The sequence below is a fragment of the Zwartia panacis genome (assembly GCF_030410395.1).
Classification (GTDB): domain Bacteria; phylum Pseudomonadota; class Gammaproteobacteria; order Burkholderiales; family Burkholderiaceae_B; genus Zwartia; species Zwartia panacis.
The window spans coordinates 134216-149683 of record NZ_JAUHHF010000007.1 but is presented as its reverse complement, the minus strand read 5'-3'; the positions used below and the strand labels follow the sequence as shown (position 1 = coordinate 149683).

Below are 15468 nucleotides of genomic sequence, written 5' to 3'. Positions count from 1 at the left end.
TGACCCGCGCCAAAGCCAATATGAATGCTCGAAGAATCTATTCGGCACAAGTCGAGCGAGCGAGCGGCATTATTTGCGATCAGACGATATTGCTCAACGGGTTTTACGCGACCCAACATTACCCAGAAAACTTGAGGCGCGTTCGATTCAAAGATGCCGAGAGCGGCAAGACTCTCATATTTCTGACCAACAACTTTGTCTTGCCGCCGCTGACGATCGCAGCGCTTTACAAGAATCGCTGGCAAGTCGAATTGTTCTTCAAATGGATCAAGCAGCACCTGAGAATCAAGAAGTTCCTGGGCAACAGCGAGAATGCCGTCAAGACGCAAATCTGGTGCGCCGTGTCGACTTACGTGTTGATTGCCATCGTCAAGAGGGAACTTCAAATTAATGCCTCGTTATACACATTGCTACAGATATTATCGGTGTCGGTATTTGAGAAAACTGAGCTTTCAAGCGCCTTTCAGGGCGATACACTCACATCTGATTTACTCGACTCCGCTAACCAATTGAATTTATTCGGAAATTAACCGGACGCTACTGAGGTAATATTAAAGAATATGTCAGCCAGTGCCTGCCCAACCCGCAGCGCCCGATTCAGCAAACAGGATTCGCAACATGGATTTTTCCCTAACCCCCGCTCAGCGCGAGCTTCAGGAGCGCACTCGCCGCTTTATCGCAGACAAGATTATCCCGCTTGAAAACGATCCCCGCGCCACTTCACACGGTCCTTCTGAAGATTTGCGCGCGCAACTGGTCGGGCTGGCCCGCGAGGCGGGCCTATTGACTCCTCACGCCTCCATTGAAATGGGTGGCCTGGGCCTCAGCCACACGGACAAAGCCATTGTGTTTGAAGAGGCGGGGTATTCAACACTGGGTCCTACGGCGATGAATATTCATGCGCCTGATGAGGGCAATATTCACCTGATGGAGATGGTTGCGACCGAAGAGCAAAAGGAACGGTGGTTGCGTCCTCAAGTCCAAGGACTGACGCGCTCATGTTTTGCGATGACTGAACCTCACCCAGGTGCTGGCGCCGACCCCTCAATGATGCTGACGACAGCGGTCAAGGACGGCGACCACTACGTCATCAACGGCACCAAATGGTTCATTACTGGCGCCCAAGGAGCCAGTTACGTCATCATCATGGCAAAAATGGAAGACGGATCCGCCACGATGTTCTTGTCTGACATGAGTCGCGAAGGGATCAGCGTGACACGCCAGATGGATGCGATGGACAGCTGCTTTACGGGTGGTCATTGCGTCATGGAGTTCAAGAATGTCCGCATCCCCGCTTCTGATGTTCTGGGCGAGATCGGTCGTGGTTTTAAATATGCTCAGGTCCGATTGGCGCCTGCCCGTCTGACGCATTGCATGCGCTGGCTGGGCCAGGCGCGGAGAGCACACGACATTGCCACGGAATATGCGCGCACGCGCCAAGCCTTTGGACGCGCCCTTGGCAAGCACGAGGGCGTAGGCTTCATGCTCGCCGACAATGACATGGACATTCAAACCTCGCGCCTGCATATCGCGCATACCGCCTGGCTGCTGGACCAAGGTCAAACTTGTAATTTTGAATCCAGTCGCGCCAAAGTCACATGCTCTGAAGCTGAATGGCGTGTGGTCGACCGGTGCGTTCAAATACTGGGAGGTCAAGGGGTCACAGGTGAAACCTTGGTCATGCGCATATTCATGGACATGCGTGCATTCAGAATTTATGACGGCCCAAGTGAGGTTCATCGCTGGAGCATGGCTCGCAAAATCCTGGACGCCGCTGAAAAACGTGCGGGAGGTCATGCATGAGCACTGCACAGACAAATACCACTCTGTTTGGCTTGGCTGGACGCACGGCGCTCGTCACAGGCGCATCGAGCGGCATCGGTCGTCACATGGCGAAAACGCTTGCCCAAGCGGGTGCAACGGTCATTGCGGCCGCAAGACGCGCTGACAAACTACAAACTCTCGTTGATGAAATCAAAGCCTCTGGCGCGCAGGCGTACGCCGTCTCTCTGGATGTCACAAATGCTGAGAGCGTAAAAATTTGTTTTGATCAGATCGAAGCGCTTGGACGAGTGGCCGATATTATTGTCAGTAATGCGGGCACCACCGTTGCAAAACCCGCCCTTGATCAGACCGAGCAAGATTGGGATGAGGTCATCGATACGAATCTGAAAGGCTGCTGGATGGTTGATACTGAGGCGGCACGCCGGCTGGTCAAACACAAAAAGAAAGGCAGCATCATCAATATCTCGTCGATTCTCGGTGAACGTGTCGCTGGCGCGGTCGTAGCCTATGCCACTTCCAAGGCGGGTGTGATCCAGTTCACCAAAGCGCTGGCGCTTGAGTTTGCGCGCTATGGCATTCGTGTCAACGCGATTTTGCCTGGTTATGTCGTGACCGATCTGAACAGCGATTTTCTTGCAAGTGAGGCAGGAAAAAAACTGGAAGCACGCGTGCCTTTCAGAAGGTTTTGCCAAATGGAGGACTTGGATGGTCCATTGCTATTGCTGGCCTCAGACGCTGGCCAAGCGATGACGGGCACGACACTGCCCGTTGACTGGGGGCATCTGGTGAGCTCCCTATGAGTACAGACAAGACTCAAGCAATTGGCAGCGAAGGCACGCTCGGGCAATTTAAAACAGAAAATTTGGCTCAATGGTTGCGCGAGCAAGGAATCACCCAAGCAGAAAAGCTTTCTTGCCAACCGTTGACTGGCGGTCAATCCAACCCAACTTTTTTACTCACGAGCGGCTCTCAACAACTCGTATTGCGTAAAAAGCCGCCAGGCGTTCTTTTAGCCTCCGCACATGCTGTAGATCGAGAGTATCGCGTGATGCAAGCGCTGCAAAAAAGCGATGTGCCGGTTCCTAAACTTTACGCATTCAGTGATGACCTCAATGTAGTCGGCACGCCCTTTTACATCATGGAGTTCCTCAAAGGACGAGTGCTCGTTGACCAGTCATTACCAGGCATGAATCGTGAGGAGCGTGGAGCAATCTACGCTGAAATGAATCGAGTGATTTCGTCCCTTCATCAAGTCGACCCGAACGCAGTCGGTCTTGAAACTTTTGGTAAGCCTGGTAATTATTTTCAACGTCAGATTGCGCGCTGGAGTCGACAGTACCTGGAGTCGAACACTGAAAATATCGAATCGTTGCATGCACTGATTGAATGGCTGCCAGCAAACATACCCGAGGGCGATCAGACTTCGATCGTTCACGGTGATTATCGCCTGGACAATCTTGTATTCCATCCTACTGAGCCGCGTGCCATTGGTTTACTGGATTGGGAACTTGCAACGCTCGGACACCCCCTGGCTGACTTTGCTTACCATTGCATGAGCTGGCATATCCCTGCAACACTGTGGCGGGGTATCGGAGGACTGGATCTGGCGGCACTCGGCATACCCGCCGAGTCTGATTACGTTGAGCGCTATACGGCCGCGACGGGTTTTGCTGGTCAAGAGCACTGGGATTTTTATATTGCCTACAACCTCTTCAGGATGGCGGCTATTTTGCAAGGTATCGCCAAGCGTGCGGCAAACGGAACAGCCTCGGCATCCGACGCCAAGGAAACAGGCAATAAAGCAAGACCACTTGCGGATATCGGCTGGGAGTACGCTCAGAGGTATGAGCGCTCCAGACGCTGAACCCTCGCAATGACTATCAGATCAGCTGAACTTGCCACCACATGTTGCTATAGTGCAGACGAAACACTCACACTCTCTGAAAGGTTTGACTCATGAAACGCTCTTTTCTGATCGCTTTACTTACTCCACTTGCAGCAATGTCTGTATTGACGAGCACTGCTAGTGCCCGCGTGATCTGTACCGCCCCGGGCGTACCGGTTGGTTGCGTTGCCGCTCCCGTGGACAGAGGCGCTCCTGGCGTAGGTGTACTGCCAGGTGTTGGAGTCGGCGCACCTGGTGTGGGTGTTGCACCAGGGGTAGGTGCTCCTGGCGTGGGTGCTCCTGGAGTGGGTGCTCCTGGTGTGGGCGTCATACCCGGTGCCGGTGCAGGCGCCCCTGGAGTCGGCATTGCTCCCGGAGCAGGACCTGGCGAAGGGGTTAACCGTGGCGGCCCCGTGAATCGACCCGGTGCGCGCTAAGTTTTCAGTCGCGAGGCTGCTTTACGGATCAGAGTCGCGATTACATCACTTCGGGGCTCTTGGTGATGTTCTGCGAGTCGATCCAGGGCGCGCGACACATCACTATCCAGGATGATCTCGACTCGCTTTGCGCCATTGGCGATTCTCTTGCGTCGGTGTTCGGCAGTGCGTTCGACCGCCGAAATGGGTTTTGCGAGTCTGGGGCGCCCGCGTCTTGATAAGCCTGGTAAAAACCCCTGACCAGGAAGGTTCACGAGTTGAGCCGCTGAAGCGGTCTGTTTCGTGCGGGCCTTTTTCTTAGGAAGTGATTCGGCTGTAGATCTCTCTACCACTCTTTTACGAGAGGGTTTTTTGATCGCTGGCTTTTCGGATACATTTAAATCATCCGGAACACCAAAAAGATCTATAGGTTTATAAACAGCCATCTTAAAACACCCATGAATAAAAATATCCGGTTAGTCATTTTAAGATGAAATGGCCTGCCATTGGATGTTCTTGCGAAAAATGAATATCAAGGTGTTTCGGGGGGCACTCGATTTCCAGCACCCAGCTCAAGCTGAAGCATCGCAGTGTCTCGCCAAGCGCCAGCCTTGAAGCCCACTGACCGAAAAAGACCCACCTGCTCAAAACCATGCCGTTTGTGTAACGCGACCGAAGCCGGACTGCTGTCACCAATGACGGCAATCATCTGGCGAAAACCACTCTTCGTACAGCGATCAATCAATGCCAGTAAAAGTTTGCTGCCTATTCCCTCGCCTGCCAACCCCTCTTTGACATAGACCGAATTTTCAACGGTGAATCGATATGCGGGTCTTGCCCGATACATTGTCGCGTATGAATATCCCACGACTTCGCCATCTCTTTCGGCCACAATGTATGGGAGGCTTTTGTTCACCACATCAGAACGCCTCTGACGGATTTCCTCCAAGGTTGGCGGGATAATTTCAAAGGAGGCTGTTCCGTGCAACACATGGTAAGCATAAATCGCCTGAATCGCCTCACAGTCAGCATCGAGACTGTCTCGAAGTTGGATATCTGGTTTCATCTGTTTGAGTTTCTCGTTAAGCTCTTACTAATTCCAGGACTGCTTTTCCAAAAATCTCGGGAACTTCCTGGGGCATGTTGTGGCCGACTCCCGGTATAACCCGATGCACGCGTGAACCGGAAAATCGCTGTGCGTGTGGGGCTTCATAGGACGGCTTTCTCACCCCATCGTCTTCGCCATCAAACGTAATTGCAGGTACAGTGATCGCTGGCTGCTTGGCTAAACGAGCTTCAATCTCAGCATAAGCTGGGTCTCCTTCGACCAATCCGAAACGATGACGATACGAGTGAATCACAACCTCTACAAAGTCAGGATTGTCGAATGCAGCGGCTGATTTTGAGAAAGTGTCCTCATTAAAAATCCAGGTGGGAGACCAAAGCTTCCAGAGCAGACGCGTCACGGCTCGGCGATCCTTTTCCAGCCCCGCACGCCCTCTTTCGCTATGAAAATAATATTGATACCAGAGTCTGTGCTCATTTTCCGGCAGATCCGGAACCAATGCCTGCGCAATGTTTTGAATGTTGTAGCTATTAAATGATACGAGACCCTGGCAACGCTCAGGCCAAACGGCAGCAACCACGCACGCGGCACGACCGCCCCAGTCATACCCTGCCAATAAAGCCTTCGGAATCTGCAGCGCATCCATCAATGCGAGCAAATCCGCACCGAGCGCTGCTTGCTCTCCAGAGCGTGGCGTAGATGGACTTAAAAATCTCGTGGGACCATAGCCACGCAAAAAAGGCACGATGACACGACAGCCCGCAGCAGCAAGCATGGGTGAGACCTCGTCATAAGCGTGAATATCGTAAGGAAAACCATGCATCAAAAATACTGGTTGTCCATTAGAAGGTCCAGACTCTGCGTAAGCGATCTCAAGAACTCCTGCGTGTATTTTTTTTAGCGCCTGCATCTCATTTCACTCCCTCGGTGAAATCAAATGTTACCAGTCTAGATTGCCAAGGGAATCGTGACGGGTCCATCATTGACGAGCGCTACTTTCATATCCGCAGCGAATATGCCTGTTTCAATAGACAACCCACTCTGCCGAGCTAAATTGACAAATCCGTCGTATAAAAGTTTGGCATGTTCTGGCGCAGCGGCGCGACCAAAGCTTGGACGGTTGCCTTTTGCTGTATCAGCTGCGAGTGTGAATTGGGAAACAATTAACAAAGCGCCGCTGACATCCTGAACAGACAAATTCATCTTGCCGGCGTCATCACTAAAAATACGAAGCTTTAATATTTTTTCAAGCATTTTTAGAGAGATTTCATCGGTATCGCCTTGCTCAGCGCAAATAAAAACGAGCAAACCTCGACCAATCTGACCCACGACCGATTGTTCAACTGTGACACTGGCCTCTAAAACTCTTTGTAAAAGCACTTGCATCTAAAGCCCTATCGAATAATTGACCGACATACTATGTTGAGCACCCGACTCAATCGTCAGCGCATTATCCAGTGCATTCGCAGTTTCGATGCAAACCATTTGTTGCCATTGGTCCGCGCCGAGATCATTCATTTTTGAAGCGGTATCTTGCCAGGGGTTCCAGACGACTGTACTTTGACTCCCCGTTTTTTCGATTCTGATTATCCGATCGTAACCAGAATCTTTAATCAAACATTCGCTGATCGTATTAATAAAAACGCGGCCTGTTTCATTTGTGAAATGGATATTCCCATTTTGTATTTTCTTCGTATTTTGATCAATTAAATCAATATACTCACTTCCGCTCAGCCCAAGCGTTTCAACATTGCGGATGTCACTGACCTTAAAGTATGCATGAAGCGCCTCGGTGATGACTAGAGGCTGAGGACCGGGGTTACTGGTCGTGAGGCTGATCGACAATGTTTCCCCGATGGAAATTCTGGAAGCGAGCGTAGCCTCTAGGGTTTGCGTAACAGTGGATGGGGTTGCCACTGACATCGCCATACATATCTCCACGGGCCCTGAATGGCTCGTCGAAATACTGGTTATTTCCCAAGGACAAATCCTTGCATAACCATGCGCGGGGGCTGAGGAATCAACTGGGTGCGCACCGAACCAAGGCCAGCAAACAGGGATACCCGCGCGAATCGCACGTCCCTTTTTCCAGTGCATGGGCGCTGCACTCCAAAGCACTGGCTCGACCTGAGACTTTGGCTGCCACTGCAAAATCTGACCACCCTGAAGGCTGATCGTTGCAGTGGCCAAGGGGTGATCAATTTTTATCAAGACGATTCCGTCTTGTGATTCTTCAAAAACAACAAATTGATCACCCAACCGATCTTGCCAATCTTTGAGAGTATTCATTCATTCGCCAAATAATTGAAGGATTTGGGTCTCTGCAAAGGCCAAGGCTTGTTTAACATGCTCCTCGCCCATGGCAAAGCCCTCTGCATAAATGAATTCTACGTCGGTCATTCCGAGAAAACCCAAAATCATTTTCAGATAGGGGACTTGCGTATCATTCGGTGTGTCACGATAAATCCCCCCGCGCGCCAAAGCGACATACACTTTTTTCCCTTTGATCAGTCCCTCAGGACCATTCTCTGTATAGCGGAACGTCACGCCCGCCTTTGCAATCGCATCAATCCAGTTCTTTAATTGACTCGAAATCGCAAAGTTATACATAGGAACGCCCAGTACGAGCACATCTGCAGATTGGACTTGCGCAATCAAGGCATTGTCCAGTTCGATCCGTTCACGTTGCTCTGCTGTTCTTTGCTCCGCCGGAGTAAAAAGAGCGCCCAAGCCATCTTGATCGAGTGCGGGATGGGGATTCGCAGCCAAATCAAGGACTTCAACTCTGGCACCGGGATGTTTGGCCACCAGCGCTGCAGTCACTTGATTGGCGATCAGAGTTGAGTTGGCACCTGTAGTACGTGCTGCACTATTCACTTGTAAAATTTTCATCGCAATAAACTCCAAAGATTGTTTCAATAAAATGTATAAAGATTGTTGGTCAGGCGCAGAATGAGGACATGTTTCTGTCATGCAGCTAGGTCAAAGACCAATACCTCTGCATCTTGACCTTCGCTAAGGGTGACTGCATGCTCGTCTGAGAGCTTGGCGGCATCACCCGTATGCAACAACTGTCCATTGACATTGATCGAACCACGCACGACATGCACATAAGCTTTGCGTGCTGGATCCAAAGGCAAAGTCACGGTCTCAGATCCTGTGAATAGTCCGGCATACAAACTGGCATCGGCATGAATCGTCACGGATCCCTGCGCACCATCGGGTGAGGCAACCAGTCTTAGTGCGCCTCTTTTTTCGTGCTCTGGAAATGTTTTTTGCTCGTAGCCGGGGTTGATGCCATGCTGCTTGGGCTCGATCCAAATCTGGAAAAAGTGTGTGGCCTGATCAGCCGAGTGGTTGTATTCACTGTGGACCACACCACGCCCTGCGCTCATGCGCTGGACATCTCCGGGGGGAATCGCTGTACCGTTACCGATATTGTCTTTGTGCGCAAGCGAACCAGACAGCACATAGCTAATGATTTCCATGTCACGGTGACCATGGCTCCCAAAGCCCGTTCCGGGCGCGATACGGTCCTCATTGATGACACGCAGATTTCCCCAGCCCATGTGTTCGGGGTCATGGTATCCGGCGAAAGAAAAAGAGTGAAAACTCTTGAGCCAGCCATGGTCGGCATAGCCACGGTCTTGAGATTTGCGAAGACTTAACATGGTCAACTCCATTAAAGCGTTGCGATATCAGAACTTTAGAGCTCAAACGACCTATTGCGATCCATGGTATTTGATGTCATCATTCAAAAAAATTGAACTTTAATAAGATGAAGATACAAAATAAACCACAAGCCAGACAAGTCCTGACGCCTGAGTCTCTGGAAATGCTGCTTCGTATTGCTGAAACAGGAAGCTTTGCTTCTGCCGCCCGCGCAGCAGGCATGGTGCCAAGCGCCCTGACTTATCGCGTTCGGCAGATCGAAGAAGCGCTGGATGTGCTGCTTTTTGACAGAAGCTCTCGCCAGGCGCGTTTAACCGCAGCAGGCTCAGAATTGATCCGGGAGGGACAACGCTTACTCAACGAGATTGATACCGTTGCCAATCGCGTCAAACGTGTCGCGACCGGCTGGGAACCTCAATTCACTGTCGCGATTGACAGCATCATTCACCACTCCACGGTGATGGATTTATGTGCATCCTTTCTGGCGCTGAATCCTCCCACACGTCTGCGAATCCGAACCGAGACCCTATCTGGCACACTGGAGGCACTCACCTCTGGACTGGCGGACTTGTCACTTGGGGTCGTGGCCGAGGCCGGTGCCACAACAGGTTTGCAGATCAAACCACTGGGTATTCAACGTTTTGTATTTGCGGTCGCACCCCATCACCCCTTGGCACTGGCGGAAGAACCTTTGAGTGATGAAACAATCCGTCAATACAGAGTCGTGGCCGCCGCTGACTCCGTGCAACGTGGCACCGGTATTTCTGTCGGATTGATTTCCGGCCAGGATGTCTTTACCGTTTCCACCATGCAAAGCAAACTGGATGCGCAACTCCGTGGACTCGGTTGTGGCTTTTTACCAGCAGGACTCGCCCAACCATACATTGAAACAGGTCGACTTGTGAGAAAGCACGTAGAAAGAAACGAGAGACAAATACATGCAAGCTATGCTTGGCGCAAAGTATCCACCGCATCCAGGGGCCGTGCCTTGCAATGGTGGCTGGAGCAATTGGAAAATACACATACTCGCCAAGCTCTGATGTGTACTTTGCCGGTCTAGGCTTGGCTTGGCTGCTCAAACCTCACCGCTTTTCATTCAGCAGTTTGTGGACTAATCTGAAACACAGCATGTGAGTCATCTACCTTTTGCATGGGGGATGATGGATCCAGCAGCGCTGTTGCACGAGAATTTTTCTCCATATCAAAGGAAGGATCATGAACTTTCGACGATTGAATGCACGAGGCCTGTTTGTCGCGCTAGGTGTGTTTGCCGGGATGACACAAACAAGTGTGAACGCCCAAACCTACCCCACTCGCTCCATCACACTCGTTGTGCCTTACAGCCCCGGTGGCTCTACTGATCCAGTCGCCAGGCAATACGCGACACAACTTCAGAAAGCGCTCGGTGTAGACGTCACAATTGAAAATAAACCTGGCGGTTCTGGCACGATTGGCACAGGGATGGTTGTGCGTGCAAAGCCCGATGGTTACACACTTGGTTTGGCCACAAATAGCATCCTCGCATATCAACCGCTGGTGAATCAAAGTCTCGCTTTCAAAACTCCGGATCAGTATCAACCGATCGTCAAACTTGGCTCGATGCCAGTGATTCTTGTGGTGCGCGCAGACGCCCCATGGCAAAATTTTTCAGATTTTGTCCAATATGTAAAACAACATCCGGGCAAAGTACGCGCCTCCGTATCGGGTCTGCGCACAGTCCCTGATCTGGTCGCTCAAGAATTCAACAAAACGGCCGGTACTAAATTACGCACCGTCCCCTTTACAGGGGGCAGCGGCGAAGCGCTCGTGGCTCTTTTAGGCAACCGCGTAGAAGCGACACTCTTTACGGGAGCCGTGGGAATCCCCAGCCATGTTCAAGCTGGCAAAGTGCGTGTGCTCGCTGTTTTTGACAGAGGAACCTACAGCCCGGTACCCGAAGCGCAATCCACGATTGATGCCGGTTTCAATACAACCTTGGCGGCCTCTTTTTATATTATCGGTCCAAAGGGAATGCCATCTGATGTTCTCAGTAAACTTAGCAAAGTTTCGATGGAAATCGTGAACAGCCCGGAGTTTAAAAAGTTTTCAGAGACAGGTTATGCGCTCGATCCTAAAGGGCCTGATGCACTGAGCGCCGAAATCATTCGTGATACGAAGACCTTTGATAGCTTGTTAAAGGAGATGGACCAGAAATGATGACTGAAAATTCCACTGTAAAGAAGAAATCTTTTTTATGAAATTACGCGCAGTACTATTTGATCACGATGGAACGCTGGTTGACTCTGAACCTATTCACTATCAACTCTGGACTCAAGTCCTCGATCGTTATGGCGTGACGATGAGTGAAGAAGTTTTCAATTCAGTGTGTGCCGGTATGCCTACGCTGGCCAATGCCATTGACTTGGTGAAACGCTATGACCTTCCTGTTCAATCCGAGAATTTGGCCGAGGAAAAACACACCATTACAAAAGAGTTTCTAGCCGAGAACGCTTATCCACTCATGCCCGGTGTGCAAGAAGCTATTCAAGCATTGCTTGAGCAAGGTCTGACTCTGGCTATTGTGACAGGAGCCAATCAACACTCAGTCGGTGCAACGGTACGCACTTATTCTTTTGACCGTCATTTTGCGTGTGTGATTTCAGCAGATGATGTAGAAAAAAGTAAACCCGCGCCAGATTGCTACCTACTGGCACTTGAAAAGCTTGGCCTTCATCCAGAGGAGTGTCTGGCGATTGAGGATACGGAACATGGATTGAAGGCGGCAGCTCAAGCAGGCATACCCTGTGTGGTCTTGCCGACTGAGCAATCGGGTAGTCATAATTTTGAATTTGCAGAGGCTGTGTTGGGCGGAATGACTGATGCAATTCATTACATCCGCGATAGATTGACACTAGAAAATTAATCTACTCATCAATAAAATAAGTCTCTGCTTTCTTTTCGAGGAGCATTGATGATCACAAAAGGTAGAGTGACAGCGACTTTAGATGGGGATTTTGTCGTTTTTATGATTGGATTTCGTCTAAATAAAATTTGGGCTATCCATAAGTGGCTTCCAGTTTTTTTAGCTATGCCAAAAATGCTTAAAGAGTTGAATTCAAATAAAGATCTAGGCTACTTACATCACGAAATCTGGTTTGGACGTACGCTGATACTGGTTCAATATTGGCGTTCGAAAGAGAAGCTTTTGGCATACGCTAAAAACAAAGATGCTCAACATCTACCTGCCTGGAAGGCATTTAATCAATCAATAGGCTCAGAGGGTTCTGTTGGTATTTGGCACGAAACATACCAAGCAACGAGAGGAACTTACGAGAACATCTATGTCAATATGCCTTCATTTGGTTTAGGCAAAGCTGGAAAACTTCAGTTCGTTGGTAAAGGGCAAAATAATGCACAACAACGTTTTGAAAAAAATGAGTAATACTCTTAGGCTAAACAAACTCTACAATCATCGATCGAAATATGTTAACCATCAGTAGATATTCGCCACAGATGGCCATGACATTTGTCTATTCTAAGTTAAGCGGCCATTAATAGATGAGGATGAGGTGTTTTCGTTATTATTTTCGTTATTTCTTAATCGTTCGATTTTTAGTCTTAATAAGTTAATTGAACCCAGCAGAGAAAAATAACTCTCCTCTTTACCAATAGGTACCCCGTGTTTTATCGCATCAGCATTGATCTTATCCAGAGTCACAAGAAACTCGGCGTACTCAGCGGCCGTTAGATTAGTCCGGGTCAGTCGATGTTCAATTTTGAGCAGCTCTTCATAATGCGGCCTTTCTCTAAGGATGAACTGGAATTTTCTAATTCTAAGATTGATTTTTGTGAGCGGGTAAATAATTGCAAAGAGAGTGAGAACAAATACCCAAGCACGAGACAGAAAACCGGCTAACCATATAGGTACATAATGAGAAAGAGTGGGCGGTCCGGAATCATAAAACTTAGCTGCAACGGGACTGATTGGGATCTGAGGATCAATATAAGCAGGGAACTCTAGACGTTTTTCAAAAAACAAGGATCTTGAATTCCGACTCATCTCGCGGGTGGCAATCAGCAAGGCCAATTGCGTATCGGGGTGCATCGTTTTTTTGACTACAAGACTCGTTGTTGTTGCTACAAGGTTTGTATCGTGAGCGGGTATCGGCGGGGAAATTTCAATGGAACCTGCTGGCAAAGTTACCATTTCGAAAGAATCATGTTTTGTTGCAAATCCAGCTGCGTATTTAAAATTTAGAAGCGTGATATTCGGATCACGTAATAATTTCTGGATAACTGGTTCTTCAACAGCAGTAATGACAATAAGAGCATCGACCTCATTTGCCAACAGTTTGTTGACTGACTTGACGGACTCATCAGGAATAAAATTCGAATGACTGGTAATGTCAATATGGTACTGTTTAAATAAGTATTTACTTATTGCATATGAGCCACTTGGCAAAGGCGGAAGCGCTACTCGAAATTTTGCAAGATCATGCAGATCTTCAATATTTCCAATTTTATCTTTTCTATAAAAAATCCATACGGGCTGATAATCCACGCTTCCTAGTGATTGAATCTCTGCACGCTGTTTTTTGATGACATTCATCCCATACACAAATCCAGCATTTGCGCTGCTGGTAGGGTCACTTAATTTCTCTAAATTCTCAACAGAACCTTGCGTGGTCCACACGTCGACTTTAAGACCTTGGCTCTCCAAGTAACGACTTCCCTTTTCAGCATACCTATACCAATCGGAACCTGTATGGGCAGTGAGAAAATTTACCGATCGATCAGGAAAGGGAGCAAGAAAAAAAACAATTAAAAGCAAGCAGATAAGCGCTAAAAATACCAACTGTTTTGATTCGCGATAAAAAAGTACGATGGCACTAAATTCATCAGCTACAACGCTTTTGAGATATCGAATCGCGTTCAATGAAGGCTCTCCTTTACTGGATGAAGCTTTTCAAGTTGACATGATTAAAAAACTGAGCTGCTATTAATTAATGATTTTAAAGAAAGTTTATGCATCTAAGATAACGTCAAGTGGGATAAAGGTTTTATTCCCACTCAATCGTCGCAGGCGGTTTACTTGATACGTCATAAACAACACGATTGATACCGCGCACCTCATTAATAATCCGCGAGGAGACTTTTGCGAGCAGTGGATATGGCAACGGCGCCCAATCCGCAGTCATAAAGTCAGATGTCTGCACAGCACGCAGCGCAACAACATAGTCGTACGTGCGACCGTCGCCCATCACACCTACCGATTTCACAGGCAAGAACACAGCAAAGGCTTGTGACGTGAGGTCGTACCATGACTGTTTGGTTTCTGGATCAATCGTATTACGTAGCTCTTCGATAAAAATCGCATCGGCACGGCGCAGGAGATTCGCAAACTCCGTATTGACTGCACCAAGAATCCGCACACCTAAACCAGGACCTGGAAAAGGATGGCGATACACCATACCGTGTGGCAAACCAAGGGCAACACCAAGCTTGCGGACTTCGTCTTTGAATAACTCGCGTAAAGGCTCGAGGAGTTTCAGATTCAAGGTATCAGGCAAACCACCCACATTGTGGTGAGACTTGATGGCGACGGCCTTGCCTGTTTTAGCGCCAGCAGACTCGATCACATCGGGGTAAATCGTGCCCTGAGCGAGCCATTTAGCTTGCTTGAGCTTTCCAGCTTCGGCCTGAAAGACTTCGACAAATTCGCGCCCGATGATTTTGCGTTTTGCTTCGGGATCAGAGACGCCCGCAAGCTTACCCATAAATTGCTCAGTTGCATCGACATGGATAATGCGAACGCCCATGTTTTGCGCGAAGGTCTCCATGACCTGTTTGCCCTCGTCCAGGCGCAACAGACCATGATCGACAAACACGCAGGTCAAACGATCACCAATCGCCTTGTGAATCAGCGCCGCCGCAACGGATGAGTCCACGCCACCGGAGAGACCAAGAATCACCTCATCGTGACCCACCTGCTCTCTGATGCGCGCAACGGCCTCATCGACGTATGTCGGCATCGTCCAGTCACCCACGCAGCCACAAATCTCGTGTACGAAACGATTGAGAAGATCCTGGCCCTTGATCGTGTGCGTCACCTCGGGATGAAATTGAACCGCATAAAAACCGCGGGATTCGTCAGCCATCCCTGCAATCGGGCAGGAAGGTGTCGATGCCATGACTTTAAAGCCGTCGGGCACACGCGTCACCTGGTCCCCATGACTCATCCATACCTTGAGCATGCCATGGCCTTCGGGTGTGGTGAAATCCTCGATCCCCTTGAGCAAGCGCGTGTGGCCGCGCGCGCGGACTTCGGCGTAACCGAACTCGCGATGATCGGAGTAGTTCACCTCCCCCCCCAACTGCTGCGCCATCGCCTGCATGCCGTAACAAATACCGAGCACAGGCACACCCGCTTCGAACACCGCATGCGGAACCTTCAGGGAGTCCTTGTCGTAGACTGAAGCATGACTACCCGACAGGATAATGCCCTTGAGTCCCAGGGAACGCTGATTATGCAAAAAAGCAGCATCCACATCACCGGGATGCAATTCACAATACACCCCCGCCTCTCGCACACGCCGCGCAATCAATTGGGTAACTTGTGAACCATAATCTAGGATGAGAATGCGCTGATGCATGAGTGGGAAACC

The 15468-nt window shown here is 49.6% G+C and carries 18 protein-coding genes; 9 read left to right on the top strand and 9 right to left on the bottom strand.

Translation table 11 applies throughout. The features are described from left to right. The 5 genes from QWY30_RS11050 to QWY30_RS11030 form a co-directional block, all read left to right on the top strand. Positions 1-530 (top strand): IS4 family transposase (locus tag QWY30_RS11050; protein WP_435433396.1); only part of this gene is annotated, 530 nt, incomplete at its 5' end. A gap of 88 nt (positions 531-618) precedes the next feature. Next, positions 619-1803, top strand: coding sequence for an acyl-CoA dehydrogenase family protein (locus QWY30_RS11045; protein WP_290240984.1), 1185 nt, complete (start codon positions 619-621; stop codon positions 1801-1803). Continuing rightward, positions 1800-2585, top strand: coding sequence for an SDR family NAD(P)-dependent oxidoreductase (locus tag QWY30_RS11040; RefSeq protein ID WP_290240983.1), 786 nt, complete (start codon positions 1800-1802; stop codon positions 2583-2585). The genes QWY30_RS11045 and QWY30_RS11040 overlap by 4 nt, the downstream gene beginning before the upstream one ends. Further along, on the top strand, positions 2582-3649 hold the full coding sequence (locus QWY30_RS11035; protein ID WP_290240982.1) for a phosphotransferase family protein: 1068 nt from the start codon (positions 2582-2584) through the stop codon (positions 3647-3649). Before QWY30_RS11040 ends, QWY30_RS11035 begins: the two co-directional genes overlap by 4 nt. Positions 3650-3741: 92 nt before the next feature. Continuing rightward, complete coding sequence (locus QWY30_RS11030) at positions 3742-4107, top strand: hypothetical protein (protein ID WP_290240981.1); 366 nt, start codon at positions 3742-3744, stop codon at positions 4105-4107. Here the strand turns inward: QWY30_RS11030 and QWY30_RS11025 are convergent. The 7 genes from QWY30_RS11025 to QWY30_RS10995 form a co-directional block, all read right to left on the bottom strand. After that, positions 4104-4532 carry a hypothetical protein gene (locus tag QWY30_RS11025; RefSeq protein WP_290240980.1) on the bottom strand — a complete coding sequence of 143 codons (429 nt, stop codon included), beginning with the start codon at positions 4530-4532 and terminating at the stop codon, positions 4104-4106. The two genes, QWY30_RS11030 and QWY30_RS11025, sit on opposite strands and share 4 nt — an antisense overlap. An 86-nt stretch (positions 4533-4618) precedes the next feature. Then, positions 4619-5152, bottom strand: a complete 534-nt coding sequence (locus tag QWY30_RS11020; RefSeq protein WP_290240978.1) for a GNAT family N-acetyltransferase — start codon at positions 5150-5152, stop codon at positions 4619-4621. 16 nt (positions 5153-5168) lie between these two features. Next, entirely contained in the window at positions 5169-6062 is an 894-nt protein-coding gene (locus QWY30_RS11015) for an alpha/beta fold hydrolase (protein WP_290240976.1), read from the bottom strand. Positions 6063-6100: 38 nt separating this feature from the next. Beyond that, positions 6101-6538, bottom strand: coding sequence for a D-aminoacyl-tRNA deacylase (dtd, locus tag QWY30_RS11010; RefSeq protein ID WP_290240974.1), 438 nt, complete (start codon positions 6536-6538; stop codon positions 6101-6103). Beyond that, entirely contained in the window at positions 6539-7441 is a 903-nt protein-coding gene (locus tag QWY30_RS11005; RefSeq protein ID WP_290240971.1) for a D-hexose-6-phosphate mutarotase, read from the bottom strand. Beyond that, positions 7442-8044: an FMN-dependent NADH-azoreductase gene (locus tag QWY30_RS11000; RefSeq protein ID WP_290240968.1), complete on the bottom strand. Its 603-nt coding sequence runs from the start codon at positions 8042-8044 to the stop codon at positions 7442-7444. It lies immediately after the preceding gene. Positions 8045-8121: 77 nt separating this feature from the next. After that, complete coding sequence (locus tag QWY30_RS10995; protein ID WP_290240967.1) at positions 8122-8823, bottom strand: pirin family protein; 702 nt, start codon at positions 8821-8823, stop codon at positions 8122-8124. Positions 8824-8930: 107 nt separating this feature from the next. Between QWY30_RS10995 and QWY30_RS10990 the strand changes: the two genes are divergently transcribed. The 4 genes from QWY30_RS10990 (at position 8931) to QWY30_RS10975 (ending at position 12245) form a co-directional block, all read left to right on the top strand. After that, the gene (locus QWY30_RS10990) at positions 8931-9884 is read left to right on the top strand and encodes a LysR family transcriptional regulator (RefSeq protein WP_290240965.1); all 954 of its coding nucleotides are present in this window, start codon (positions 8931-8933) and stop codon (positions 9882-9884) included. A 155-nt stretch (positions 9885-10039) separates the two neighbouring features. Beyond that, entirely contained in the window at positions 10040-11020 is a 981-nt protein-coding gene (locus QWY30_RS10985) for a Bug family tripartite tricarboxylate transporter substrate binding protein (RefSeq protein ID WP_290240963.1), read from the top strand. A gap of 37 nt (positions 11021-11057) precedes the next feature. Then, positions 11058-11726 carry an HAD family hydrolase gene (locus QWY30_RS10980; protein ID WP_290240962.1) on the top strand — a complete coding sequence of 223 codons (669 nt, stop codon included), beginning with the start codon at positions 11058-11060 and terminating at the stop codon, positions 11724-11726. A gap of 48 nt (positions 11727-11774) precedes the next feature. Beyond that, positions 11775-12245 (top strand): DUF4188 domain-containing protein, encoded by a 471-nt coding sequence (locus QWY30_RS10975; protein WP_290240960.1) that lies wholly within the window; start codon positions 11775-11777, stop codon positions 12243-12245. A gap of 93 nt (positions 12246-12338) precedes the next feature. On the opposite strand, the gene QWY30_RS10970 is transcribed toward QWY30_RS10975, so the two are convergent. Next, the gene (locus tag QWY30_RS10970) at positions 12339-13739 is read right to left on the bottom strand and encodes a TAXI family TRAP transporter solute-binding subunit (RefSeq protein WP_290240958.1); all 1401 of its coding nucleotides are present in this window, start codon (positions 13737-13739) and stop codon (positions 12339-12341) included. 124 nt (positions 13740-13863) lie between these two features. Beyond that, positions 13864-15456 (bottom strand): glutamine-hydrolyzing GMP synthase, encoded by a 1593-nt coding sequence (gene guaA, locus QWY30_RS10965; protein ID WP_290240956.1) that lies wholly within the window; start codon positions 15454-15456, stop codon positions 13864-13866. Positions 15457-15468 lie beyond the last annotated feature (12 nt).

What these genes read in the sequence shown, in the direction of transcription:
- QWY30_RS10985 (WP_290240963.1), top strand. Translation starts at nt 10,040, where the DNA reads ATGAACTTTCGACGATTGAATGCACGAGGCCTGTTTGTCGCGCTAGGT.
- guaA (WP_290240956.1), bottom strand. Translation starts at nt 15,456, where the DNA reads ATGCATCAGCGCATTCTCATCCTAGATTATGGTTCACAAGTTACCCAA.
- QWY30_RS11015 (WP_290240976.1), bottom strand. Translation starts at nt 6,062, where the DNA reads ATGCAGGCGCTAAAAAAAATACACGCAGGAGTTCTTGAGATCGCTTAC.
- QWY30_RS10980 (WP_290240962.1), top strand. Translation starts at nt 11,058, where the DNA reads ATGAAATTACGCGCAGTACTATTTGATCACGATGGAACGCTGGTTGAC.
- QWY30_RS11025 (WP_290240980.1), bottom strand. Translation starts at nt 4,532, where the DNA reads ATGGCTGTTTATAAACCTATAGATCTTTTTGGTGTTCCGGATGATTTA.
- QWY30_RS11035 (WP_290240982.1), top strand. Translation starts at nt 2,582, where the DNA reads ATGAGTACAGACAAGACTCAAGCAATTGGCAGCGAAGGCACGCTCGGG.
- QWY30_RS11040 (WP_290240983.1), top strand. Translation starts at nt 1,800, where the DNA reads ATGAGCACTGCACAGACAAATACCACTCTGTTTGGCTTGGCTGGACGC.
- QWY30_RS11020 (WP_290240978.1), bottom strand. Translation starts at nt 5,152, where the DNA reads ATGAAACCAGATATCCAACTTCGAGACAGTCTCGATGCTGACTGTGAG.
- QWY30_RS11045 (WP_290240984.1), top strand. Translation starts at nt 619, where the DNA reads ATGGATTTTTCCCTAACCCCCGCTCAGCGCGAGCTTCAGGAGCGCACT.
- QWY30_RS11005 (WP_290240971.1), bottom strand. Translation starts at nt 7,441, where the DNA reads ATGAATACTCTCAAAGATTGGCAAGATCGGTTGGGTGATCAATTTGTT.
- QWY30_RS10990 (WP_290240965.1), top strand. Translation starts at nt 8,931, where the DNA reads ATGAAGATACAAAATAAACCACAAGCCAGACAAGTCCTGACGCCTGAG.
- QWY30_RS11030 (WP_290240981.1), top strand. Translation starts at nt 3,742, where the DNA reads ATGAAACGCTCTTTTCTGATCGCTTTACTTACTCCACTTGCAGCAATG.
- QWY30_RS10995 (WP_290240967.1), bottom strand. Translation starts at nt 8,823, where the DNA reads ATGTTAAGTCTTCGCAAATCTCAAGACCGTGGCTATGCCGACCATGGC.
- dtd (WP_290240974.1), bottom strand. Translation starts at nt 6,538, where the DNA reads ATGCAAGTGCTTTTACAAAGAGTTTTAGAGGCCAGTGTCACAGTTGAA.
- QWY30_RS10975 (WP_290240960.1), top strand. Translation starts at nt 11,775, where the DNA reads ATGATCACAAAAGGTAGAGTGACAGCGACTTTAGATGGGGATTTTGTC.
- QWY30_RS11000 (WP_290240968.1), bottom strand. Translation starts at nt 8,044, where the DNA reads ATGAAAATTTTACAAGTGAATAGTGCAGCACGTACTACAGGTGCCAAC.